Source organism: Bartonella sp. 1-1C, from assembly GCF_002810325.1.
GTDB classification, from domain to species: domain Bacteria; phylum Pseudomonadota; class Alphaproteobacteria; order Rhizobiales; family Rhizobiaceae; genus Bartonella; species Bartonella rochalimae.
Genome location: NZ_CP019489.1, coordinates 60,360 through 84,651 on the forward strand (window position 1 = coordinate 60,360; position 24,292 = coordinate 84,651).

21 protein-coding genes are annotated in these 24,292 nt (G+C 36.4%); 20 read left to right on the plus strand and 1 reads right to left on the minus strand.

The features are described from left to right. Positions 1-53 precede the first annotated feature (53 nt). The 15 genes from pstC (at position 54) to B11cv2_RS00340 (ending at position 18,062) form a co-directional block, all read left to right on the plus strand. On the plus strand, positions 54-1,502 hold the full coding sequence (gene pstC, locus B11cv2_RS00270) for a phosphate ABC transporter permease subunit PstC (protein WP_100692822.1): 1,449 nt from the start codon (positions 54-56) through the stop codon (positions 1,500-1,502). Continuing rightward, positions 1,499-2,791 (plus strand): phosphate ABC transporter permease PstA, encoded by a 1,293-nt coding sequence (pstA, locus tag B11cv2_RS00275; protein ID WP_100692823.1) that lies wholly within the window; start codon positions 1,499-1,501, stop codon positions 2,789-2,791. Before pstC ends, pstA begins: the two co-directional genes overlap by 4 nt. A 42-nt stretch (positions 2,792-2,833) precedes the next feature. Then, positions 2,834-3,592: a phosphate ABC transporter ATP-binding protein PstB gene (pstB, locus tag B11cv2_RS00280; protein WP_245406974.1), complete on the plus strand. Its 759-nt coding sequence runs from the start codon at positions 2,834-2,836 to the stop codon at positions 3,590-3,592. A gap of 27 nt (positions 3,593-3,619) precedes the next feature. Next, the gene (phoU, locus tag B11cv2_RS00285; RefSeq protein WP_035005639.1) at positions 3,620-4,336 is read left to right on the plus strand and encodes a phosphate signaling complex protein PhoU; all 717 of its coding nucleotides are present in this window, start codon (positions 3,620-3,622) and stop codon (positions 4,334-4,336) included. Positions 4,337-4,733: 397 nt separating this feature from the next. Next, entirely contained in the window at positions 4,734-5,582 is an 849-nt protein-coding gene (locus B11cv2_RS00290) for a cell wall hydrolase (RefSeq protein WP_100692825.1), read from the plus strand. A gap of 31 nt (positions 5,583-5,613) precedes the next feature. Next, positions 5,614-6,861 carry an aminopeptidase gene (locus tag B11cv2_RS00295; RefSeq protein WP_100692826.1) on the plus strand — a complete coding sequence of 416 codons (1,248 nt, stop codon included), beginning with the start codon at positions 5,614-5,616 and terminating at the stop codon, positions 6,859-6,861. 29 nt (positions 6,862-6,890) lie between these two features. Beyond that, the gene (mutM, locus tag B11cv2_RS00300) at positions 6,891-7,766 is read left to right on the plus strand and encodes a bifunctional DNA-formamidopyrimidine glycosylase/DNA-(apurinic or apyrimidinic site) lyase (protein ID WP_100692827.1); all 876 of its coding nucleotides are present in this window, start codon (positions 6,891-6,893) and stop codon (positions 7,764-7,766) included. Between the two features lie 77 nt (positions 7,767-7,843). Next, a complete protein-coding gene (locus B11cv2_RS00305; RefSeq protein WP_100692828.1) occupies positions 7,844-9,259 on the plus strand; it encodes a dipeptidase in 1,416 nt (471 codons plus the stop codon). Continuing rightward, positions 9,231-9,851 carry a ribonuclease D gene (locus tag B11cv2_RS00310; protein WP_100692829.1) on the plus strand — a complete coding sequence of 207 codons (621 nt, stop codon included), beginning with the start codon at positions 9,231-9,233 and terminating at the stop codon, positions 9,849-9,851. Before B11cv2_RS00305 ends, B11cv2_RS00310 begins: the two co-directional genes overlap by 29 nt. Before the next feature lie 641 nt (positions 9,852-10,492). Then, a complete protein-coding gene (locus B11cv2_RS00315) occupies positions 10,493-10,816 on the plus strand; it encodes a hypothetical protein (protein WP_100692830.1) in 324 nt (107 codons plus the stop codon). 351 nt (positions 10,817-11,167) lie between these two features. Next, a complete protein-coding gene (locus B11cv2_RS00320; RefSeq protein ID WP_100692831.1) occupies positions 11,168-12,082 on the plus strand; it encodes an outer membrane protein in 915 nt (304 codons plus the stop codon). Between the two features lie 141 nt (positions 12,083-12,223). Next, the gene (locus B11cv2_RS00325; protein WP_100692832.1) at positions 12,224-13,048 is read left to right on the plus strand and encodes an outer membrane protein; all 825 of its coding nucleotides are present in this window, start codon (positions 12,224-12,226) and stop codon (positions 13,046-13,048) included. A gap of 136 nt (positions 13,049-13,184) precedes the next feature. Then, positions 13,185-14,102 carry an outer membrane beta-barrel protein gene (locus tag B11cv2_RS00330; RefSeq protein WP_245406975.1) on the plus strand — a complete coding sequence of 306 codons (918 nt, stop codon included), beginning with the start codon at positions 13,185-13,187 and terminating at the stop codon, positions 14,100-14,102. Between the two features lie 251 nt (positions 14,103-14,353). After that, positions 14,354-17,269 carry an isoleucine--tRNA ligase gene (gene ileS / locus B11cv2_RS00335; RefSeq protein ID WP_100692833.1) on the plus strand — a complete coding sequence of 972 codons (2,916 nt, stop codon included), beginning with the start codon at positions 14,354-14,356 and terminating at the stop codon, positions 17,267-17,269. Between the two features lie 226 nt (positions 17,270-17,495). Then, positions 17,496-18,062: a hypothetical protein gene (locus B11cv2_RS00340; protein ID WP_100692834.1), complete on the plus strand. Its 567-nt coding sequence runs from the start codon at positions 17,496-17,498 to the stop codon at positions 18,060-18,062. A gap of 103 nt (positions 18,063-18,165) precedes the next feature. Here the strand turns inward: B11cv2_RS00340 and B11cv2_RS00345 are convergent, their stop codons facing one another. After that, complete coding sequence (locus tag B11cv2_RS00345; RefSeq protein ID WP_100692835.1) at positions 18,166-18,618, minus strand: nucleoside deaminase; 453 nt, start codon at positions 18,616-18,618, stop codon at positions 18,166-18,168. A gap of 275 nt (positions 18,619-18,893) precedes the next feature. Between B11cv2_RS00345 and B11cv2_RS00350 the strand changes: the two genes are divergently transcribed. From B11cv2_RS00350 to B11cv2_RS00370, 5 genes are all read left to right on the plus strand, one after another. Next, positions 18,894-20,273, plus strand: coding sequence for a pseudouridine synthase (locus B11cv2_RS00350; RefSeq protein ID WP_100693912.1), 1,380 nt, complete (start codon positions 18,894-18,896; stop codon positions 20,271-20,273). A gap of 1 nt (position 20,274) precedes the next feature. After that, positions 20,275-20,832, plus strand: coding sequence for a 16S rRNA (guanine(966)-N(2))-methyltransferase RsmD (rsmD, locus tag B11cv2_RS00355; RefSeq protein ID WP_100692836.1), 558 nt, complete (start codon positions 20,275-20,277; stop codon positions 20,830-20,832). 381 nt (positions 20,833-21,213) lie between these two features. Continuing rightward, positions 21,214-22,047 (plus strand): patatin-like phospholipase family protein, encoded by an 834-nt coding sequence (locus B11cv2_RS00360; RefSeq protein WP_100692837.1) that lies wholly within the window; start codon positions 21,214-21,216, stop codon positions 22,045-22,047. Between the two features lie 93 nt (positions 22,048-22,140). Then, entirely contained in the window at positions 22,141-23,475 is a 1,335-nt protein-coding gene (locus B11cv2_RS00365; RefSeq protein WP_199570334.1) for a TldD/PmbA family protein, read from the plus strand. Beyond that, positions 23,462-24,265, plus strand: coding sequence for a 3'(2'),5'-bisphosphate nucleotidase CysQ (locus B11cv2_RS00370; protein WP_100692839.1), 804 nt, complete (start codon positions 23,462-23,464; stop codon positions 24,263-24,265). Before B11cv2_RS00365 ends, B11cv2_RS00370 begins: the two co-directional genes overlap by 14 nt. Positions 24,266-24,292 lie beyond the last annotated feature (27 nt).

Here is a 24,292-nt window from a genome sequence, read left to right on the forward strand (position 1 = left end):
TTGATGATGTGGAATTATTTTATGTTTCTTTTTTACAGAAATTGAAAAACAAGATGGCTATTTCTTTCATTATTTTTCTCTTGTTGACTTTTAGTATCATTGGCTTTTGCATTTCTTATATGCGAGCGCATTGCCTTGAACGTTCAGGATTTAAGATGCATTCTCGTGCACATTATTATGGTTGGTGGACATTTTTAATAACTATTATTCCAGCTCTGATTTTTTTAATTTTTTGGAATGTTGGTAGTTCTGCTTATTTGGAATATATTGTTTCACGAGAGTTGGAAGCTCATATGGTGTCTATGATAGAAATAGATAGGCATGGGCTTATTCGCGGGTTAATCAAAATGATGCCTCACTTTAAAGGAGCTCTTACCGCTACTTTATATGAGGATGTGCGAGCTCAATTGTTAGTGCAAGGATTTGTTTTGCCCGTAACAGTGCCAGATTATATATTGAAAATTACAGAGTTATGGCATTTTTTTTATGATAAATTTCAATTTATTGGTCATATTTTGTTTTCTATTATTACATTTTTCTGTTTTATTTTTGGTATTATGCAAGTTTCTCCGCGCCAACGTGCCCGTAATAAAGTTGAGCGTTTTATTATTATTGGATTGGTTTGTGCATCTACAATTGCTATTTTAACAACGGTTGGTATTGTAGTTTCTATGTTTTTTCAAACAATGAATTTCTTTCAATCTGTGTCATTATCAAATTTCTTTTTGGGGACAGTATGGGATCCTCGTTTTTCAATGAATCATGCAGAAAATAGTGTAGGACAATTTGGTTTAATACCATTATTAGCTGGTACGCTTTATATTGCTTTTATTGCTATGCTTTTTGCTGTACCTGTTGGGTTATTTGCTGCTCTTTATATGGCTGAATATGCTTCAATTCGATTACGGTCGATTGTAAAACCATTAGTAGAAGTACTTGCTGGCATCCCAACTATTGTGTACGGTTTCTTTGCTTTGAAGATTGTTGGGCCTTTTTTGCACAATCTTTCACTGTCTCTTTCTGGTGGGGTTAGTTTTATTATGGCGCAAAGTGTTTTGACGGCTGGTATTGTTATGGGAATTATGTTGATTCCTTTTGTTTCATCTTTATCAGATGATATTATTACTGCTGTTCCACGTTTTTTACGTGAAGGTTCTTATGGTTTAGGGGCAACACAATCTGAAACAATTAAAAAAGTAGTTATACCAGCTGCTCTTCCTGGGATTATGGGAGCACTTCTGTTGACTGCATCACGTGCAATTGGAGAGACAATGATTGTGGTATTGGCAGCTGGTGTTGCTGCAAATTTTACTTTTAATCCATTTGAAGCGATGACAACAATGACGGTTAAAATTGTTAATCAATTAACGGGTGATTTTGAGTTTAATTCTCCACAAACACTTGTAGCTTTTGCTTTGGGAATGACACTTTTTATTCTGACTCTTTTAATGAATATTTTAGCTCTTTATATAGTACGTAGATATCAGGAACGATATGAATGAGTGAAGCTTTTTTTTCGCATCGTCGTAATATTGACCTTAAAGGTCGTTATCGAGCTGAACGCCGTTTTCGTATTTATGGTTTAAGTGCTATCTTTATTAGTTTGTTTTTTTTGGCAATTCTTTTATGGTCTATTGTTAGTCAAGGTTATACAGCTTTTTTTCAAAGTGAGATGATTTTATCAGTTTATTTGGATGAAAAAGTGATTGACCCTAGTGGTCAGCGTGAGAGTAATTCAAAGATATTAGTAACTGCTAATTATCCACTTCTTGTACAGAATGCTTTGGCAACAAAACTTGGGGTCGATCTCAATGATCAGATATCTATGCGTAATGTTAACCGTATGTTTTCACAGAGTGTTCGTGTTCAGTTGCGTGATATAGTGGTGAAAAATCCTCATTTAATTGGAACAACCCAAAAAGTTAAAGTTTTAGCTGCATCAGATATTGATTCAGCATATAAGGGGCAGATTAATTTACATGTACCAGAAAAAAATCGTAAAATTTCTGATCAACAGATACAATGGATGAAATATTTAATTAATGACGGTACTCTTTATAAGACTTTCAACCGTCATTTTTTTATATTTGGTGCATCAAGTCGTCCTGAGACTTCGGGTTTAGGTGTCGCGATGATTGGTTCTCTTTATATGATGATTATTGTTTTAGTAATTTCATTGCCAATAGGGATAGCGACAGCTCTTTATCTTGAAGAATATGCACGAAAAAATAAATTCACAGATTTTATTGAAATTAATATTAATAATCTTGCTGCTGTTCCTTCGATTGTTTTTGGTCTTCTAGGACTTGCTGTTTTTATCAATTTTATGGGGATGCCGCGTTCAGCATCATTTGTTGGAGGGCTTGTTTTGGCTCTTATGACATTACCAACAATTATTATTGCTACGCGTTCTGCTTTACGAGCTGTTCCATTCTCTATTCGTGCAGGAGCTTTAGGGTTGGGTGCATCGAAGACGCAAATGGTTTTTCATCATGTGATTCCTTTAGCAGCTCCTGGTATTCTGACAGGCACAATTATTGGTTTGGCTCAAGCACTGGGTGAGACAGCACCTTTGCTTTTGATTGGGATGGTTGCTTTTGTCGTAGATATTCCTGTTACACCAATGGATCCAGCAACAGCTTTGCCTGTTCAAATTTTTATGTGGGCAAGTGAAGCAGAGCGTTCTTTTGTGGAGAAGACATCAGGTGCTATTATTATATTAATGATTTTTCTCATTTTTATGAATATTGCAGCTGTTCTTTTACGCCGGCGGTTTGAACGACGTTGGTAATTTTTGAGAGAGTTGATGCATAACACTAAGGTTGAATCGGGTATGAAGATCAAAATGCGTGGTCAAGATGTTCGTGTTTTTTACGGAAAGAAAGAAGTTATTCACGGCATTACTCTTGATATTATCGAACATCAAGTCACTGCATTAATTGGGCCTTCAGGTTGTGGAAAATCGACTTTTTTACGATGTTTTAACCGTATGAATGATACAATCGAGGGCGCCAAAGTAACAGGTTTGATTACTTTAGATGAGGAGGATATTTATAACTCACGTATTGATGTTGTAGAATTACGTGCGCGTGTTGGAATGGTTTTTCAAAAACCTAATCCTTTTCCAAAATCTATTTTTGAGAATGTTGCTTATGGACCGCGTATTCACGGTTTAGCGAAATCTCGTGTTGAATTGCAGGAGATTGTTGAAAAAAGCTTGATACAAGCGGGATTATTCGAAGAAGTGAAAGATCGCCTTCATATGCCAGGAACAAGTTTATCAGGCGGACAACAACAACGTTTATGTATTGCACGTGCTATTGCTGTAAGTCCTGAAGTTATATTGATGGATGAGCCCTGTTCAGCTCTTGATCCAATTGCAACGGCACGTATTGAAGAGCTGATCGATGCGTTGAGACAAAGTTATACAATTGTGATTGTGACACACTCTATGCAGCAGGCGGCACGTGTTTCTCAATATACGGCTATGTTTCATGTAGGGCACTTGGTAGAAGTTGGCGCAACAGAAATGATGTTTACGTCACCAAAAGAGCAACAGACGCAGGATTATATTACTGGACGTTTTGGGTAAGTGAATTGAAGGGTATAAGGGACTATCATGAGTCATATTGTTCATTCTTATGATATAGAATTAGAATATTTGGAATCCAAGATTTCAGAAATGGGTCGCCATGCTGAAAGAATGATTGAACGTTCTGTGGCATCAATTGTGTGTGATGATTCTGAGTTAGCAGCTTCAGTTATTGCCGATGATTTATTTTTAGATGAAGCAGAACGTGATCTTGATGAAAAAGCCATTACCATTATTTGTAAACGCCAACCAATGGCTGTTGATTTACGTGAAATTGTTGGAGCTATCCGGATTGCTTCTGATCTTGAGCGAATTGGAGATATGGCAAAAAACATTGCAAAGCGGACAGTTGCTATTTCGGAAATCCGTCAACCTGCAGCTTTTTACCGTGGGCTTGAAACGATTACAGTTTTAGCGCGCAATCAGCTAAAGGAAGTCCTTGACGCTTATAAGAGTCGTTTATTAGATCGCATTGATGCAGTACGTGAAAGTGATGATAAAATTGATGCTTTGTATACGTCTCTTTTTCGTGAACTTTTGACTTATATGATGGAAGATATGCGTAATATTACAGTTTGTACACACCTACTTTTTTGCGCAAAAAATATTGAACGGATTGGTGATCATGTAACCAATATTGCTGAAACACTTCATTATATTATTACAGGTAATCATATGACGTTTGGTCGTCCCCGTGATGATATGACATATAAAGTTGGAGTGAATGAGAAGAAAACAGATTAGGTTTTATTATTAATTGGCGCGCTCTATAAGATTTCTTAATCTGTTCTGAATTGCATTTGAGTTTGGTAAAATTTTTTATGTAAAAAGTTTTTTAAATGGTGCTCAGGTGTGGTGTTTATTGGTTATCAAATACTATAGTCAGTTATAGAGATATTAGTGTTTGAGGATTATTTTAAAAACTTAAGATTAACGCAATATTCATTGAATCATTTAGACAATGAGAGATGTTTTGAATTAAGATTTTTTTATTGTTTTTTGTGTAGAAGCATTTTTTGACGATTAAATTATTAGATTATATATGTGAGCAATTAGCAATTAATTGTATATTTTTTTGATTTGTATTTAAAAATTCATTTGAATTTTAGATATTTGAAGACATAGGAATATATTGTATAAAATGAAAAAAAATCAGTGGTTTATTATTGTCCTTTGCGTTATATCATCCGTTATTGTAGGGTGCTCATCAAATCATGTGAAGCTTCAAAAAACGAACGACTATAAACAAGCTAAATCAGTCGATTATCCATTAACAGAACGCCAATGTCTTATGCGTGCGATGTATTTTGAATCAAATCGTTCAAGTCGTGAAGGAATGATTGCTGTTGGAACGGTTGTTATGAACCGTGTGAATTCAAGTGCTTATCCAAAGACTATTTGTGGTGTTGTTGGTCAGCGCAAGCAATTTGCTCCCGGTGTTTTAACCCGCCCTATGCTTGAGAAGGCATCTGTTGCTCGTGTTAAAGAGGCTGCTGATGCCGTTTTACGTGGTGAGCGAGATAAGAAAAGTAAAAATGCCATGTTTTTCCACACTGCTGGTTTATCTTTTCCTTATAAGAATATGCATTATGTTCGTGTTGCGGGAGGTAACGCTTTTTATGAAAAACGTTCCCGTAATGGATCACTTCAAGTTCCGGTTAATGACCGTCCTTATGATGTTGCGTTTGCTTTTTCTCAAGAACGTTCTGATAATATGTCCAACTTTATAAACTCAAGTGTAGACAGTGGAGAAGTAAAAACAGAAGAAATACAGGAAGTACCTGTTTCAATAGAGATTGCACAAGCAGATAAAAAGAGTTTTACACCTTTTGTTGTTGCACAGCTTGATAAAATTCCTATTCCTACATCTGCACCTCGTTATGGAGATGAGCTAAGAGAAAACGCAACAATTGTGGCGTATGATATGCCTTCACAACATCAGTTAAATGCAGTTGTTGCAATGTTAGAAGAACGATATAGAAGTCGGTAGTTTTTTTCGCAGTTGAATAAGGATAAGGGTTATGCGTTTTGATCGTGATGAAATGATTTCTCCTGAAATGCTTGACCGCCTTGCAGAAGTTACAATAAAAGTAGGGCTCAATTTACAAGAAGGACAGGATCTTGTTTTGACAGCTCCAGTTACGGCTTTACCTTTGGTTCGACAGATAGCCCTTCATGCTTATAAGGCTGGTGCTGGTGTTATTACACCACTTTTTGGTGATGAGGCATTATCACTTATTCGGTTTGAAAATGCGCATTCCGCTAGTTTTGATCGTGCACCTTCTTGGCTTTATGAAGGAATGGCAAAAGCATTTGAAAACGGAGCTGCACGTTTGGCAATTGTTGGTGATAATCCATTGTTACTTTCCAACCAAGATTTGAATAAGGTTTCACGTTTGAATAAGGCAACTTCGATAGCTTATCAGCCTGCTCTGAACAAAATATCGAATTTTGCGATTAATTGGTCGATTATCGCTTATCCAACAGCGGGATGGGCTACGGCAATGTTTCCTGATTTACCTCTTGAGCAAGCAATTCAGAAATTAGCAGGAGCTATTTTTTCTGCTTCACGTGTGACACAGGATAATGCTGTAGATGCTTGGCATGCGCACAATGCCAATTTAAAGCAACGTTCATCTTGGCTTAATGATCAACGTTTTGCTGCTTTGCATTTTACCAGTCCAGGAACCGATTTAACAGTTGGTTTAGCTGATGAGCATGAATGGCATGGGGGTGCCTCGATTGCTCAAAATGGTGTTATCTGTAATCCTAATATTCCCACTGAAGAAGTATTTACAACTCCTCATGCTTATAGAGTTGATGGTTTTGTTCGTTCAACAAAGCCACTTTCCTATCAAGGAACGCTTATTGATAATATTGAAGTGCGTTTTGAAGCAGGCCGTATTGTCAATGCATCAGCTTCAAAGGGGCAAGAAGTTTTGCAAAAGGTTTTACAAAGTGATGAGGGTGCTAGTCGATTAGGTGAAGTCGCTCTTGTCCCGCATTCTTCACCTATTTCTAAAAGCGGTTTACTTTTTTATAATACATTGTTTGATGAAAATGCTGCGTGTCATATTGCTTTAGGGCAATGTTATTCTAAGTGTTTTTTAAATGGGGCAGCATTGACGCCGGAAGAGATTGCGATGCGTGGTGGGAATAAGAGTATTATTCATATTGATTGGATGATTGGATCAAATGAAATCAACATAGACGGTGTTATGCAGGATGGTACAAAAATTCCTGTATTTCGTCAGGGTGAGTGGGCTTAATTTGCACATGTGTAATCATTGGGGAGATAATGCCTGAACTTCCTGAAGTGGAAACGGTTCGCCGTGGGCTTGATCCGTTTTTAACTGGTGCAAAAATTATATCTGTTCAACTTAATCGTAAAAATTTGCGTTTTCCTTTTCCAGAAGCATTTTCTGAGCGATTAGTAGGCAGAACGATTATACAACTTAGTCGTCGCGCGAAATATTTATTATTTTCTCTTTCAAACAATGAAACGATTTTGAGTCATTTAGGTATGTCAGGATCGTGGCGTATAGAGGGTGAATTTTTAAGCAAGGAGCATTCTTCTATAAGCAAATTAGTTGAGCATGATCATTGCATTATAAATATTCAGGCAAAAGATGATAAAATTTATCGTCTCACTTATAATGATGTTCGCCGTTTTGGTTTTATGCTTTTAACAGATACAACAAAGCTTTATGAACATCCATTTTTAAGAAGGCTAGGGGTTGAGCCTATGAACAATACTCTTTCTGGTGCTTATTTAAAAAAAGCTTTTGCTAATAAAAAAACATCTCTGAAAACAGCTTTGCTTGATCAATCTATTGTTGCTGGCCTTGGGAATATTTATGTTTGTGAAGCACTTTGGCGTAGTCATTTATCACCACAGCGGAATGCATTTACATTGGCGTTAGAAGATGTACATACACTGAAATCTACAAATTTTCTTGCACAAAATATATGTAATGTGATTACTGAAGCAATTGCTTCTGGGGGGACTTCTTTACGTGATTATATGCATGTAGATAGTTCACTTGGATATTTTCAACACCATTTTTCGGTTTATGGACGTGAAGGAAAAGAATGTTTGAATTGTAGGGTACCTATTGTGCGTATTGTACAGTCAGGTCGTTCAAGCTTTTATTGTCCACAATGTCAAAAATGAAGAATGTATCTTGCAAAATTTTATAACAAGCTTAAAGTCATATTTATAATTTTGCGAAGATTGAAAGGTTTTTTTTTATGATTAATAAAGTGTTAGAGTATCTTGATAAGAATCTAGAAAAAAACCTTGAACATCTTTTTTCTCTTTTACGTTTTCAATCTATTTCTACAGATCCAGCATATAAAGATGAATGCCGTAAAACAGCTGATTGGTTGGTGGAAGATTTGAAAAGTATAGGTTTTACAGCTTCACGTCGCGATACACCTGGTCATCCAATGGTTGTTGGTCATCATCCAGGACCTTTTGATGATTGTTTGCATGTGTTATTTTATGGGCATTATGATGTACAACCAGTTGATCCATTGGATTTATGGGAAAATAATCCGTTTGAGCCTTCTTTAAAAGAACAAAATGGAAACAAGATCATCTGTGCTCGTGGTGCTTCAGATGATAAAGGCCAGCTCATGACTTTTATTGAGGCATGTCGTGCTTTTAAAGAAAAGACAAAACAGCTTCCTGTAAAGGTTACTATTTTGTTGGAAGGTGAAGAAGAAAGTGGTTCACCTTCACTTATTCCTTTTTTAAAGGAAAATGCTGATGAACTGAAGGCTGATTGTGCATTAGTTTGTGATACCTCAATGTGGGATACGAATACACCATCTATTTCTGTTGGTCTTCGAGGAATTTTAGGGGAAGAGATTATCGTTACGGCTGCTAATTGCGATTTGCACTCAGGTTATTTTGGAGGCGCAGCAGCTAATCCTATTCGCATTTTAGCTAAAATTTTGGCTGGGCTTCATGATGAAAATGGTAGAGTACAACTTCCTAGATTTTATGATGGTGTAGAAGAGACGCCTTTACAGATTTTACAATCATGGAATAAACTTGGTTGTAATGCTGAGACATTTCTTAGTCCTGTTGGTCTTTCTATCTCTACTGGAGAAAAGGGACGAAGTCTTTTAGAACAAGTATGGGCTCGTCCTACAGCAGAAATTAATGGCATTAGTGGGGGATATGAGGGTGAAGGATTTAAGACGGTGATTCCTTCTCAAGCGTCTGCAAAAGTTTCTTTTCGTTTAGTGCATAAGCAGAATCCAGAAAAGATACGCCAAGCTTTTCGTAATTATGTGCGCTCTCTTATTCCTGCAGATTGTACAGTTGCATTTAAAGAACACGGTGCTTCTCCGGCAGTTCAACTTCCTTATGATTCACCTTTTATTCAAGCGGCGCAAGATGCTTTATTTCAGGAATGGGAGACACCTGCTTTGTTAACTGCTATGGGAGGATCTATTCCGATTGTCGGGGATTTTCAATCAATTTTTAATATGGAAACTATTTTAGTTGGGTTTGCATTAGCTGATGATCGGATTCATTCACCTAATGAGAAATATAATTTAAAATCATTTCATAAGGGGCAACGGTCTTGGGTACGCATTCTTGCAGCCCTAGCAAATAGGAGAATAAATGGCAGAGATTCGTGTTCATCAAGGTGATTTACCAAATTTGGATAATTATTGTGTTGATTCTATTGCAATTGATACTGAAACTTTAGGATTGCAACCACACCGTGATCGTTTATGTGTGGTTCAACTTTCTCCTGGAGATGGTACTGCTGATATTATACAGATTGCTAAAGGACAAAATAGTGCTCCTAATTTAGTTACGTTGCTTGAAGATAAAACAATTACGAAAATATTTCATTTTGGGCGTTTTGATCTTGCTATTTTAGCGCATACATTTGGTGTGATGCCCGATGCTGTTTTTTGCACGAAACTTGCCTCAAAACTGACGCGTACTTATACTGATCGTCATGGCTTGAAGGAAATTTGTAGTGAATTATTGAATGTTAATATTTCCAAACAGCAACAATCATCAGATTGGGCAGCAGATGCTTTATCTCGTGCACAAATTGAATATGCTGCATCTGATGTTTTGTATTTACATCGTTTAAAGAGTATATTTGAAGAACGTTTAAAACGTGAAGAACGCGAAGATATTGCAAAAGCGTGTTTTCAATTTTTGCCTGTAAGAGCAAAGCTTGATCTTTTGGGATGGTCAGAAGTTGATATTTTTGCGCATGTTTGAACTTTAAAATTTATTTCTAAAATTGAAAAGGAATAGTTGATTTCGTTAGTACAGAATATTTGTACATTGCAAATCTCTCTTTTTCCTGTATCATTTTGAGGAATATCAATTACCAATTTTACAAAAAGTAAATACATTATATTTTTATAAAATATAATGAAATAGTAGATTACAAATGAATCTTTTATGAAGATGAGATTTCGTATTGTTGTTAGGATTCTTTTTAGGAATATGATTAGTAAGTAAATGTACTGCTCAGAAAAATGAATTTGGTAAGATATTTTTCAAATTAAATTGAATTTATCAAAACCTTACTAAACTGATTATGATTATAAGATAGATACAATAAATATACCTTCTGGCTTTCTAAGGTTATCGTTAATTTTAAAGAGTCAAGCGATAACATTTAGCGTACGGAATATTATTATTCAGATTTTATTTAAAATTCAAAATTTTCTTTATTCATGATTTTTGCATTGGAAGATCTCATAAATTTTAATGTGTTATGAGAGTAGATTATAGTGAGGTCTTGTTAAAGACAAGGCTTTTGTTTTTTCTGTGTTTACATCATTTTTTATAGATATGTGTGATGAAATAGTTTATAAGACACATTTTGTATTTTATAAATATGGAGATAAGTGATGAATATGAAGTATTTTATTACAGTTTTGAGTTTTACTATGATAACAGCTGCTACGGTTCAAGGATCTGATCTTAAAGAGGAGATACCGCTTATTTCTACCACTTTTCCTGTTAGTGAATGGAATAAGGACCCTTTACCTTTAAAAGATTCTTTTGGTCGTGTTGTTTACAGCAAGTGGGAAAAAATGACAGAACCAGTACATGTGGCTTTTGCATCGAGTGGTTCAAAAAAGTCAAAATCTAAAAAAAAGAAAAAGCCAGAGACATCTAATCATAAAAACAAAAGGCCTGTTTTATCTAAATTAAGTCCATTGAGTTTTTAGTTGATAAATGTGCAGTTTTTACATGTGCTTTTATTAAGGAGTATATTTCGTTATAACTCGTTGGAAAGGCTTAATTTTATTTCTAGTTGGTGAGAAAAGCGAGTGAGTAGAGAATATGTTTGATAATTAAATGCAACTTAAAATATGATTTCATTATATTCACGATATTAGTAATTTCGTAATGATCAATATGACTACAATATTTTATAGGCATTTTTGTTATTTATAAAATAAAAATAAACATTATATCATATAATTATGGTTTTTTTGTGTCTGTATCATTTTTACTACAGATCTTTTGAAAGAAGTGTGTAACTATGTGTATATGAACATTAGCTATGGAGCAAATTTATGAATAATATGAAATGTTTAATAACAGCGTCTGTTGTTGCTTTGATGACAGCTTCTGCAGCACAAGCAGCGGATATTAAGGTTCCTCAAGAAATAGGAGAAACAATTGTTGTTGCTCCGGCTTTTTCTTGGACAGGTTTTTATTTAGGTGGTCAGATAGGTGGTTTTTCTAGTAAGACTTCCTTTAGTAGTCTTGCTGATGGTGATTCTAAAAAGTGGTTTCCGCTTGATAAAAAATTGTCGCCCAAGCCTTCAGGTTTCATAGGTGGTTTCTATGCAGGTTCTAATGTTGATTTAGGGAACGGTCTGATTTTAGGTGTTGATACGGATGTTGTTTTTTCTGGGCGGAAAGACACAAGAAATGACACAATGACATCTGAATTGGGTAAAGACAAAAACAACAACGTACCTACAGGTGCAAAGGATAACGGAAATCCTAAACCAGAGAAAGAACCAGGGAAAGAACCAGGGAAAGAACCAGAGAAAGAACCAGAGAAAGAATCAGACGTTAAATTTACAAAATACGATCATACTTTAAAAGCGAAGTGGGCTGGTGCTACACGCGTTCGTATTGGTTTTGCTGCTGATCGTATTATGCCTTATGTTGCTGGAGGTGTTGCTTATACACAGCTCCAAGACACCTTTACAACGTTAACTGGTATACAGAAAATTCCTGTGCAAAAAGCTGATGGAAAAGACGAAGAAACTTCTGGTAAGAGTAATACAGTTGATGAATCAAAGACAATGATTGGCTATACTCTTGCTGCTGGTGTTGATTTTGCAATGACTGACAACGTACTTCTCCGTGCAGAGTATCGTTACTCAGATTTTGGTAAAAAGAAATTGCATAATGACAAATTTGAAGTTAATTATAAAGCCAATGATTTCCGCGTTGGTGTAGCTTACAAATTCTAATTTATAGGCAAAATTTAAGCTATAGAGAGGCCCTATCTTTGATAGGGCTTTTATTTTTTCTACGAGAGTATCATTTGAGTTACAGATATTTAAAATAAAATGTTTTATAAAAACCAGTCTGGATAATATAGGAGATATTATATGAATATAAAACATTTACTGGTTGCATGTAGTTGGACTTTTATTCCGGTTTCTATGGTGCAAGCTGCTGATATTATGAGACCGCATCAGTCACAAAGCTATCAGCCCGTACCAGTGATTTCCTCTTCTAACAATTTTTCTTGGACGGGTTTTTATGTGGGTGCTCAGATTGGTGGTTTTTCAGGTGAAGCTACCCGAAGTCCTACTCAAGATAGTGTGGAAGAGGATAGCGAAGGTCAAGAATTTTCTAAAATAAAATCACCCAAACTTTCAGGTTTTATAGGGGGGATTTACGCAGGTTCAAATGTTAGTTTGAACAAAGGCCTTATTTTAGGTATTGATGCAGATGTGGTGTGGTCTGGAAAAAAAAATACAAAAGTATTTGATGTACAGGATATGAACATACTAGAACGTAGTAGTACTGATGTGAGCAGTATAAGCATTAGTCATAGCTTACAAGAAAAGTGGGCTGGTGCTACGCGGATGCGTGTTGGTTTTGCGGTAGATCGTGTGGTGCCCTATGTTTCTGGTGGCGTTTCTTATGTGCAGCTTCAAAATGTTTTTACAGCGAAGGGATTAGCTCGAGCATTAGCACAAGCAAGGAGCGCTTCACCTTCTGGTTCTGAGACAAAAGTCTTAGATGAAACAAAGATTCTAGTTGGCTATAGTGTTGGTGGTGGTGTTGATGTTGCAATGACTGATAATGTTATTATGCGTGCGGAGTATCGTTATTCAGACTTTGGTAAAAAGAAATTTGCGAAGGATAATGTGGACCTTAGTTATAAAACCAATGACTTTCGTGTTGGCGTAGCTTATAAATTCTAATTTATTAGAAAATTGAACTATAAGTAAAATCTCTGCTTTACAGTAGAGATTTTTTTATTGTGTTATTTTTACTACAGATTTTTAAAATTAAAGTGTTATATAAAATACACTTCGAAATTTACATGGAGATAGATCTGTGAATATTAAATCTTTTTTTATTATGTTGGCTATTACTTCAACTTGTGTTCCCGTAGTGCAAGCATCAGGAAGTATGTCATTTCAAGAACCATTATCATCAGCTTCTTCTCAACCTTCGTGGACCGGATTTTATATTGGTGGTCAGATTAGTAGTTTTTCAAGTACGGTTGCTGCGAGCTCTTTGGATTTTGAGGCTCCTCTAGTAAGTTCTGGTGGTGGCTCACAGAGTTCCGGACGTAATAATAAATGGGCACTAGTTGATCCAAAATTTTTGCCTAAACCCTTGGGTATAAGAGGTGGTATTTATGCAGGATCTAACGTTGATCTTGGTAATAACCTTGTTGTAGGTGTTGATACGGATATAATGTGGTCCGGAAAAGAAGATACTAGAACTTTTGTTATTGATGATAATAGTCTTCCAACGTATCGGTCAGGTGGAGAAAGTGTTGACTCTACACAACAACCTCAAATGGAAGCGACAGTGGTACTGAATCCTATCGGAGGTTTTAGAAATAAGCGTGTAATGTATCATTATATGGCTCAAGCAACAAATAACGCACACACGAGTATCGTTTTTAATCACTGTTTAAAAGAAAAATGGACTGGTGCTACACGAGTACGTATTGGTTTTGCTGCTGATCGTATTATGCCTTATATTGCTGCGGGTGTTTCTTATGCAGAGCTTCAAGACACTTTATCGGTATTGGTATCTAGAAGAAACGCTGAGGCAGATGAAGAAAAGAAAATGGTTGGTTACACCTTTGGTGGTGGTTTTGATATAGCACTGGCTAAGAGTTTTATTATGCGCACTGAATACCGTTATTCAGACTTTGGAAAAAAGAAATTTGCAAAAGGAGAAGTTGAGCTTAGTTATAAAACTAATGACTTCCGTGTTGGTGTCGCTTATAAATTCTAATTTATTGAGAGATTTACATTTTTATTGCAAAAAGATTCTGCTCATGCAGAGTCTTTTTTTTGAGAGTTATTTTTTGTTTTCTTTTTTAATAGTTTCGTGATAAAACTCAGAATTTATGATATTATATATTCTTAATCACTGCTGAATACGAATTATTGGTCCGGCCTTTTATAGACTGGGGAACTATAGTTTCAGGGTTCAGGGAAATGATACAAAGCTAAAATAGTAAAAGTGGACAGGAATATTTCACAATGTCTGTGAAAAATGAAGTAATAGATTACTCAAAAACTCTTTATTTGCCCAAAACTGATTTTCCTATGCGTGCAGGGTTACCACAAAAAGAGCTTGAATTAATAAGGCGGTGGGAAGAGATAGATCTTTATACTCAATTGAGGCAACAAGCGAAAGATCGTCCATTTTACATTCTTCATGATGGTCCACCTTATGCAAATGGCAATATTCATATTGGGCATGCTTTAAATAAAGTTTTAAAGGATGTTATTGTCCGTTCGTTTCAAATGCGGGGTTTTAATGCGAATTATGTTCCTGGTTGGGATTGTCACGGACTTCCAATTGAGTGGAAAATTGAGGAAAAGTATCGCGCGCAAGGGAAAAGTAAAGATGATGTTTTTCTTAGTGAGTTTCGTCAGGAATGTCGCGATTTTGCGCAGTCTTGGATAACAGTTCAAAGTGAAGAATTTAAGAGACTTGGTATTATAGGAAATTTTAAAAATCCTTATACGACAATGGCTTTTCATTCAGAAGCACGCATTGCTAGCGAATTGATAAAATTTGCTATGTCTGATCAACTTTATTGTGGTTCAAAACCTGTGATGTGGTCTGTTGTTGAGCGTACAGCTTTGGCCGAAGCAGAAATTGAATATTATGATCATGAATCTGATGTTATCTGGGTTAAATTTCCTATTTTGGAAACGCATTCTCACGATTTATATGATACCTATGTTGTAATTTGGACAACGACGCCATGGACAATTCCTGGTAATCGTGCGGTTAGTTATTCTTCACAAATTTCTTATGGTGTTTATCTTGTTGAGAGCGCAGAAAATGATTTTGGACCTCAAGCTGGGGAAAAGCTTCTTTTTGCTGATGCTTTAGTTGAGAATTGTGCAGCAAAAGCGAAACTTATTTTAAGACGTTTGCGTTCTGTGTGTGCTGATGAACTTAAAACTCTTATTCTTTCTCATCCGCTTAAAGGCTTAGCTGGGGGATATAACCATAAGATTGCGATGCTTGATGGCTCCCATGTGACAGAGAGTGTTGGTACAGGTTTTGTCCATACAGCACCTAGCCATGGGCGTGAGGATTTTGAAATTTGGAATGCTTATAAGTCTGTATTGGAGCAAGCTGGTATTGACACTACTATACCTTTTCCCGTTGATGATGCAGGTTTTTATACGAAGGATGCTCCTGGTTTTGGACCAGATCGTAAGGAAGGAGCTATTCGTGTTATTGATGATAATGGAAAAATGGGGAATGCTAATAAAGAAGTTATTAATGCTTTAATGAAAGCAGAATTATTATTTGCACGTGGTCGTTTAAAACATGCCTATCCTCATAGTTGGCGTTCAAAAAAGCCAATTATTTTTCGGAATACGCCTCAATGGTTTATTGCAATGGATAAAGATCTTGGCGGTGGTTCAACATTACGCAGCCGAGCTTTGGAAGCTGTTATGACGACACGTTTTGTTCCACCTTCCGCCCAAAATCGTTTGGCTTCTATGATTACAGATCGTCCAGATTGGGTGCTTTCTCGTCAGCGTGCTTGGGGTGTTCCAATTTGTATTTTTGTTAATGAAGATGGACTTATTCTTAAAGATGAGCAAGTAAATAAGCGTATTTTACAAGCTTTTGAAGCAGAAGGGGCAGATGCATGGTTTGCAGAAGGGGCTCGAGAGCGTTTTTTAGGTGAGCGTGCCCGTGAAAGTTGGATACAAGTCTATGATATTTTGGATGTTTGGTTTGATTCTGGAGCAAGTCATAGTTTTGTGCTAGAAGATCGTGCTGACTTGAAATGGCCTGCTGATGTTTATTTTGAGGGATCTGATCAGCATCGTGGATGGTTTCAGTCTTCTCTTTTAGAAAGTTGTGGGACACGAACTTGTTCACCCTACAAAACTGTTGTTACACATGGTTTTACTTTGGATGAGAATGGCAGAAAAATGTCTAAGTCTTTGGGCAATACGATTATGCCACAAGATATCATTAAAACATCTGGTGCTGATATTTTTCGTCTTTGGGTGATGACAACTGACTATTGGGAAGATCAGCGTTTGGGTAAAAAGATTCTTCAAACAAATGTGGATTTATATCGCAAATTGCGGAATGCAATTCGTTGGATGCTTGGTATTTTAGTGTATGATGAAGGAGAAGAAATACCCTATTGTACACTACCGGATCTTGAAAAATTGATATTGCACCGACTTTATGAACTTGATCAGTTGATTAATCAGTCTTATGATGAGTTTGATTTTAAGAAAATTATGCGTGCATTATTGGATTTTTCAATCGTTGAGTTATCTGCGTTTTATTTTGATATTCGTAAAGATACTCTTTATTGTGATCCGCCTTCATCAAAAAAACGTAAAGCTTCTTTACAAGTTATTCGTGAAATTTTTGATCGAATGGTAACATGGCTTGCTCCAATGTTACCTTTTACAATGGAAGAAGCGTGGTTAGAACGTTATCCAGAAAGTTGTTCGGTGCACTTACAACAGTTTCGTCCTATATTGACAGAATGGAAAAATGAACCTTTAGCAGAGCGTTGGAGAAAAATCAGACAGGTTCGTAAAGTTGTGACGGGCGCTTTAGAGATTGAGCGAGTAAATAGACGGATTGGATCATCTTTAGAAGCGGCGCCTATTGTTTTTATTTCTGATCCTGTTTTATTAGAATCTTTGAACAATTTAGATATGGCGGAGATTTGTATTACCAGCGCTCTAACAATCGTTCAAGATATACCTCCTGCGGATGCTTTTATTTTGAGTGATGTTGAAGGTGTCGGTGTCTGTTCGAATAAGGCAGTGGGTAATAAATGTGCTCGATCATGGCGTTATACACAAGATGTTGGGAGTGATCCAAATTATCCTGACGTTTCTGCTCGTGATGCAGCTGCTTTGCGAGAATTACAAGCACTTGGCAAAATTTAAGAAGTCTAACATATATCAGTAGAAGATGCTTTGAATAGGGTCATTTGAAAGGGTAGTATTCAATAAATTTAACATCACTTAAATTCTATCATTGATGAAGAGGAAATTTATGTTAGAAATGAAATGCGTTGTTTTGTCTATGAATAGGCGATTTGTGCGTTGTTGGCAGTCTCCAAAGAGTCATGATAATGTCAGTGGACTATGCGCTTAAGGAAGTGGGTGAGCAATGAATAGATATGCAATGAAAATATTTTTAGCAAGCACGCTAAGTGTATGTTGTATGTTGATGGGGTGTAATTTGTCTGCTCCTACTTATGGTACGGATAAAACAGCTTCATTACAATTTTTTGACGATATAACTAATCTTGCTTCATTAAGATCAAGAAATAAAAATAGTCAAATTGTGCTAAAACAGCGCTCAAAACTTGTATTTCCAGAACCTAATGCACATGTAGTTTTACCTCCACCTCAGGTAGATAGTACGGAGATTAATTCTCATAATGAGATGGAGATGTCAGGACAGTCTAAGAAGAATTTGCTAGGTGGAGTGGAGGCTAATAGAGTAAATCCTCATAGTAGTTCTTCAGATAAAAAAGTAGTAAGAAAATATCATACAAATCTTGATGATTCAGAGGGCATTGTACAGCTTAATGAGAAACAACAACGTGAGGAGTATTTGCGTCGGCGGAAGGAGGCTGCTGGTGGGAGTGCAAATTATCGTCGATATCTTAGTGAGCCGCCTTTAATTTATCGTCAACCAGCAGTAACTGCACCTGCAGGGCCAGAAAGGTAAATAAAAATATGTGGAAAAGGGACACCCATTTGCAAGTAGAAAGCAATAAGAGGTAAAAATAGGGGTGTTGTTTAAAGATGAGAAATTCAGGTTGAAGTAAAGTTTATTTTTGACGTCGTTTTTGTATAAAAAAATCTTTAAGCAATTGAGAAGCTTCTTTTTCTTTAAAACCAGAATAAACATTAGGTCTATGGTGGCAGGTTTGTTGTTGGTAGAAACGTGGTCCATGTTCAATAGCGCCACCCTTTGGGTCGCTCGTTGCGTAATACAAGTTTCTTATGCGTGCAAATGAAATGGTTGCGGCACACATTGCGCATGGTTCGAGTGTTACATAAAGATCGCATTCAGGAATTCTTTCACTTTTGAAGATTTGACAAGCTATACGAATAACACGCATTTCTGCATGTCCTGTAGGATCATGTGGGGTTTTTATGTAATTACCGGCACGCGCAATGATTGTTTGACCATGTGTGATAACTGCACCTACGGGGATTTCATCTTGTTTTTTTGCTAATTGTGCTTCTAAAAGAGCTATTTCCATGGGAGTAAGTCTCATATTATTCTTCCATTGAGGTATAAGTAACCAAAAAGCTATATTAAAGAGGTCTATGAAGTGAGCAAGCTTTTTTATTATGTCTCATTTTATAATGAAAGGGTTTCATTATATTTTAAAAGTGTTTAGAGCTTCTTTAAAAGTAAATGGAGCCTTAGGATATCAAAGGATAGAATATGACGAATGATTGCACTTCTTCTTTTTCTTTTCGGAATAAACGACATAGTGTGCGTGATAAATTTTCTATACAATTTAAAAAAAATTGCAATGAAAAGAGAGTGAGTGAAAAGAGTGAAAGTGAAAGAATTGCTAAAAGGTTGGCACGTGCTGGATTAGCATCACGCCGTGACGCAGAGATGATGATTGTTGCAGGCCGTATTGTTGTTAATGGTACAGTTGTAACTACACCTGCTTTTAATGTTTCTCGCTCTGATGTTATTATGGTTGATGGTAAGCCTTTACCCCCTATAGAACGAACACGGCTATGGCTTTATTACAAACCAATAGGATTTGTTACAACCAACCGTGACCCTCAAGGGAGACCAACAGTATTTGATAATTTGCCAAAAGGTATGCCTCGTGTTCTTTCTGTGGGGAGGCTTGATATTAATACAGAAGGACTTTTGCTTTTAACCAATGATGGTGGTTTAGCACGTGTATTGGAGCTTCCTTTAACGGGATGGGTGCGTAAATATCGGGTTCGTGCTCATGGAAAAGTTAAACAGAGTGCACTTCAAGATTTAAAGAATGGTATTGCAGTTAATGGGATTTTTTATGGTTCAATTGAAGCTTCGATTGAACGTGAGCAAGGATCAAATGTATGGCTTTCTGTAGCTTTGCGTGAAGGAAAAAATCGTGAAATCAAGAATGTTTTGGGAGCTTTAGGATTATCTGTTAATCGCTTAATTCGCGTGTCTTATGGTCCATTTCAATTATCTGATTTAAAAGAAGGTGCAGTTCGTGAGTTAAAAGGTCGAATGTTGCGCGATCAATTAGGAGAACGTTTGATTGTGCAAGCTAATGCGGATTTTGATGCACCTATTTTAAAGCCTTTTTCAAATTCTGCTGTTGTTGCAAAACAAAACATTACAAAATCTTCTGTGATTGAGGATAGTTGGATTGTCTCTAGCAAAGAAAATCTATTGTATGGAAGGAAAAGCAGATTTTTGGGGCACAGTCAGGTACGATTGAGTAAAAAAATTGATACAAAATTAAGAGCTAAAGATCACAACAAAGGTGGGAAGGAAGAGCGTGCTTTTTTACGTTCACGTTGTTCTAATGTTTGGATGGCTCCTGGTGCTTGTCCACAGATTGCACGTAAGAAGTCCTCTTCTGATGCAGATAATCATTATGATCGTAAAAGTAATTGGGTTGGTAAGAGATCTACTGATAGAGGGAAGGAAAAACGATCAGAAAGACAAGTAGAAAAAGCTAAGTGCATTGATTTTTCTAAAAAACATAGCAAAACATCTTTTGTTGAATCACGTATTTTTAGCAAGAAAGATCAATTATTAAAAAAAGAGAGGAAGGTTGTTAAAGACGATCGTGATGAACATTTTTTGAATAATAAGCGGAAATCTAGGCCATTTGATAAGGCCATGAAGAGATTTAAGAAATATAATAATGGTGCAAGAGTATCTCAGCGATCTGGAGGATAAAATGCGGGTTATCGGTGGTAAGTTTTCGGGGCGTATTTTGGCAAAACCTCTTGGTCTATCCATTCGCCCAACAACTGATCGTACGCGTGAAAGTCTTTTTAATATTCTTACGAGTCGGGAAGAAAATTTTTGGGTAAATAAGCGTGTTCTTGATCTTTTCGCTGGGACTGGTGCTTTAGGAATTGAAGCGCTTTCTCGTGGAGCAAAGGCAGCTGTTTTCGTTGAAAATTCAATAGAGGGGCGTAGTTTAATTCAAAAGAATATTGAAACTTTAGGGTTGCAAGGCGTTGGGCGAATTTTACGCCGTGATGCAACCAAACTTGGAAATATTGGGACAATGCTTGCATTTGATGTTATTTTTGCGGATCCTCCTTATGGTTGTTCGTTGGGTGAGAAGGCTTTTATTCAAGCTCTTAAAGGAGGATGGGCAAAAACTGAAACATTTTTTATTCTTGAAGAAGAAAAAGAAGCGATTATTAATTTGCCTGATCCATTTTATTTGGATGATGAGCGTTTTTATAGTGATACAGTAATACGGATCTATAAACTTCAACAGTAATGTATATTTGAGAAATTTTTTTATAAAGTGAAACAAGATTATTCTACATAGTTTTACCATATTTCCTTATGAAGCAGTTATTCCGTTATTGCAGGATTTCTTCCAGTTTAGTTAAAGATTTTGAGGAAAAAAATAGCTCTTTTTGCAAAAGAGTTTCTTTTTAATCAATGGATAAAGAAGTGTGACTGAGGAATTGGTATTCGATTTATCACTCAGATTATCTAGCATTATCTAAGATTAGTGGATTAAAGGGAGATAAAGAGTGCATATTTTTATTGTCGTTTCTCAAAGACTTCTATAAACATAAGAAATAATAACTATAGGGGGCAGTATTTCTTTTGTACTTACTTGGGAATTGAAGCATGATGTAGGAGAGATAGAGTGAAAATTGGTGTGGCATTCGGTGGCGGAGGGGCTCGTGGTTTAGGTCATCTTCCAGTGATTGGGGCGTTCGAAGATTTGGGCTTGAAACCAAATGTCATTGCAGGGTCTTCTATTGGTTCTATTGTCGGTGCTGGTGTGGCTTCTGGAATGACAGAGACTGATTGGAAAGAGTATTGTTTATCAACTTTTTCTAACTCAAATGATATTTTAAAGCGTTTATGGTCTCTAATGCCAACATCATGGAGAGCACTTTGTGAATGCAGTTTTCATCTTTTTCAATTTAATTTGGAGTTAATTTTAGAAAATTTTTTACCATTGAATTTTCCGAGAGATTTTTGTGCATTAAAAATTCCTTTTTGTGCTGTAGCTTCAAATTTAAAAACAGCAGAGATGGTTATTATTCAAGAAGGAGATTTGCGTTCTGCTTTGGCAGCTTCTTCTGCTCTTCCTGGTTTATTTAAGCCTGTTTTACGCAATCATGATTTTTTGATTGATGGGGCGATTTGTAATCCAGTTCCTTTTGATTGTTTTACTGAATCAGTTGATCTTTCAATTGGTGTGGATGTTACAGGACTTCCAATTATTGAATGTAAAAATGGACACTTTTCGGTTTCTGAGAGTCTTGTTGCTACAGGTATTATAGGACAAAAAGCGCTTGTGACAGCACGTTTGCAGTGTGCAACATTAGATCTTTTATTATGCCCTCCCGTTAATGGAATCCAAATTTTAAATTTTTTTGAAGTCAAAGAAATTTTAAAACGTGTAGAACCTTTTCGTGAAAAAGCTAAAAGGCAAATTTCTGAATTAGTTGAAAGAAAAATGATACATTAATGGCCTATAACTTTTAACTATGAATAGACAAAAATTATATTTTTCATTTAAAATTTCTTATTAAGATGAATAATTACTATTTAAAGGATATTTATGAAGATGAACAAAAAACAGCTTGATAAAGCTAGTTCGTTGGTTGAAGCAGCAAAGCGTTTTGGAGCAGATGCTGCTGATGCTGTTGTTATCCACTCAAATTCTGTTTGTGTAGCAGTTCGTCTTGGCAAAGTAGAATCCACTGAAGCTTCAGAAAGTGATGATTTTACATTGAGGGTTTTTATTGGTAAAAAGGTGGCAAGTGTTTCTGCTAATTTTGTTGTTGATCCGCAAGAATTAGCAAAGTGTGCTATTGCAATGGCCAAAGCTTCGCCTGATAGTTTATTTGAAGGTTTGGCGGATAAAGAGTGTTTAGTTACCCATCCTAAGGATCTTGATCTTTTTGATCATTTTGTTCCACAAAGTCATTTTTTAACAGAAGATGCTTTGCAAATGGAAGCAGCAGCCCTTGATGTAAAGGGCGTAAGCAATTCTGGCGGTGCAGCAACAGCTTATGGCAAGAATGGGTTTGTTCTTGTGAATAGTGATGGTTTTTATGGATCTTATTGTTCTAGCTATTTTTCGCGTTCTTGTAGTGCTCTTGCTGGTGGGGGAACAGAAATGGAGCGAGATTATGATTATACGACGGCTTTACATTTCTCTGATTTAGAATCAGCAGAGACGGTAGGTAAAAATGCTGGATTAGGAGCAGTTCGACGTTTAGGAGCAGTTCGTGCAGAAACTGGGGTTGTGAATGTTGTTTTTGATCCACGTGTAGCTCGTGGAATCGCGGGTCATATTGCGTCTATGGTTAATGGAGCATCGATTGCTCGCAAAACAAGTCTTTTGCAAAATTTAAGGGGTGAAAGGGTTATGAAGGCGGGTATTAATGTGATGGATCAACCCTTAAGATTACGCGGAAATGCTTCTCGTCCTTTTGATGGTGAGGGGGTAGAAGGACATACACTGAATATTATTGAAAATGGTGTTCTAAAAAACTGGCTTCTTTCATCATCTTCAGCTCGTGAATTAGGACTTAAAACAAATGGCCGTGGTGTGCGTTCTGCATCGCTTGTTCAGCCAGCAAGCACTAATTTTTCTATTGAACCAGGTTTAGTATCACCTCATGATATGGTAAAAAGTGTGCAAAATGGTTTTTATGTTACAGAATTGTTTGGGCATGGTGTTGATTTTATTACAGGGCAATATAGTCGTGGAGCTTCTGGTTTTTGGATTGAAAATGGCGAAATCACTTATCCAGTGAGTGAAGTAACATTAGGATCTGATCTCCTCCATATGTTAGCGCATTTAATCCCTGCGAATGATATTGATCGACGTTATGGTATATCGGCACCGACATTATTAATTGAAGGAATGATCCTTGCAGGAAAATAATGCACATTATTATGCCGACTTAAATCTTTTGCTCGATGTTTGTTTGGAGGCAGGAGATTTAGCAATGAAGTATTTTGGATGTGGGCTCGATGTTTGGTTTAAAAATGGTAATTCACCAGTTAGTGAAGCGGATGTTGCAATAGATGTTTTTTTAAAAGAAAAACTTCTTAGTGCTCGTCCAAATTATGGTTGGATTTCAGAAGAAACAGAGGATAATAGGGGAGAAGCTATCTATAAACGCTGTTTTGTAGTCGACCCCATTGATGGGACTCGAGGTTTTCTTTCTGGAAGTATTGAGTGGTGTATTTCGGTTGCTATTATTGAGAATAGCCGTCCTATTGTAAGTGTTTTACAATGTCCTGCTAAAGGTGAAATATATGCAGCTGTGACAGGTGAAGGAGCAACATTGAATGGCATCAAGCTGCCTCTTTTAAGACCTAACATCAATCGAAAATATAGGGTTTCAATTGATCAATCAATTGCGCAAAAATTACCATATGATTTTAGCAATCGAATCAATTTTTTTCGTTATATTCCTTCTCTTGCTTATCGTATTGTTCTTATTGCTCAGGGTGAAATTGATATTGTATTGGTTCGTCCGAATTGTCATGATTGGGATATTGCTGCTGCTGATCTTGTTTTACGGGAGTGTGGTGGATGTCTTATGTCGCTTGAGGCGCCATTTATTTCTTATGGGATTGAAGCTTATCAAGATGGTTTTTTAGTTGCTGGTGAAAGTAATTGCTGTCAAAATATGATACATGTTGTTCGTCAAACAAAGTTAGTTTAATCAAATAAAAACATCTTCAATTTTAAA

Bases quoted from the DNA above. Each gene is read 5' to 3' on its own strand.
- B11cv2_RS00305 (WP_100692828.1), top strand. From the start codon at position 7,844: ATGATTAATAAAGTGTTAGAGTATCTTGATAAGAATCTAGAAAAAAAC.
- B11cv2_RS00365 (WP_199570334.1), top strand. From the start codon at position 22,141: ATGAAGATGAACAAAAAACAGCTTGATAAAGCTAGTTCGTTGGTTGAA.
- pstA (WP_100692823.1), top strand. From the start codon at position 1,499: ATGAGTGAAGCTTTTTTTTCGCATCGTCGTAATATTGACCTTAAAGGT.
- B11cv2_RS00340 (WP_100692834.1), top strand. From the start codon at position 17,496: ATGAATAGATATGCAATGAAAATATTTTTAGCAAGCACGCTAAGTGTA.
- B11cv2_RS00325 (WP_100692832.1), top strand. From the start codon at position 12,224: ATGAATATAAAACATTTACTGGTTGCATGTAGTTGGACTTTTATTCCG.
- B11cv2_RS00295 (WP_100692826.1), top strand. From the start codon at position 5,614: ATGCGTTTTGATCGTGATGAAATGATTTCTCCTGAAATGCTTGACCGC.
- mutM (WP_100692827.1), top strand. From the start codon at position 6,891: ATGCCTGAACTTCCTGAAGTGGAAACGGTTCGCCGTGGGCTTGATCCG.
- B11cv2_RS00320 (WP_100692831.1), top strand. From the start codon at position 11,168: ATGAATAATATGAAATGTTTAATAACAGCGTCTGTTGTTGCTTTGATG.
- phoU (WP_035005639.1), top strand. From the start codon at position 3,620: ATGAGTCATATTGTTCATTCTTATGATATAGAATTAGAATATTTGGAA.
- ileS (WP_100692833.1), top strand. From the start codon at position 14,354: ATGTCTGTGAAAAATGAAGTAATAGATTACTCAAAAACTCTTTATTTG.
- B11cv2_RS00310 (WP_100692829.1), top strand. From the start codon at position 9,231: ATGGCAGAGATTCGTGTTCATCAAGGTGATTTACCAAATTTGGATAAT.
- B11cv2_RS00345 (WP_100692835.1), bottom strand. From the start codon at position 18,618: ATGAGACTTACTCCCATGGAAATAGCTCTTTTAGAAGCACAATTAGCA.
- rsmD (WP_100692836.1), top strand. From the start codon at position 20,275: ATGCGGGTTATCGGTGGTAAGTTTTCGGGGCGTATTTTGGCAAAACCT.
- B11cv2_RS00290 (WP_100692825.1), top strand. From the start codon at position 4,734: ATGAAAAAAAATCAGTGGTTTATTATTGTCCTTTGCGTTATATCATCC.
- B11cv2_RS00315 (WP_100692830.1), top strand. From the start codon at position 10,493: ATGAATATGAAGTATTTTATTACAGTTTTGAGTTTTACTATGATAACA.
- pstB (WP_245406974.1), top strand. From the start codon at position 2,834: ATGAAGATCAAAATGCGTGGTCAAGATGTTCGTGTTTTTTACGGAAAG.
- pstC (WP_100692822.1), top strand. From the start codon at position 54: ATGGCTATTTCTTTCATTATTTTTCTCTTGTTGACTTTTAGTATCATT.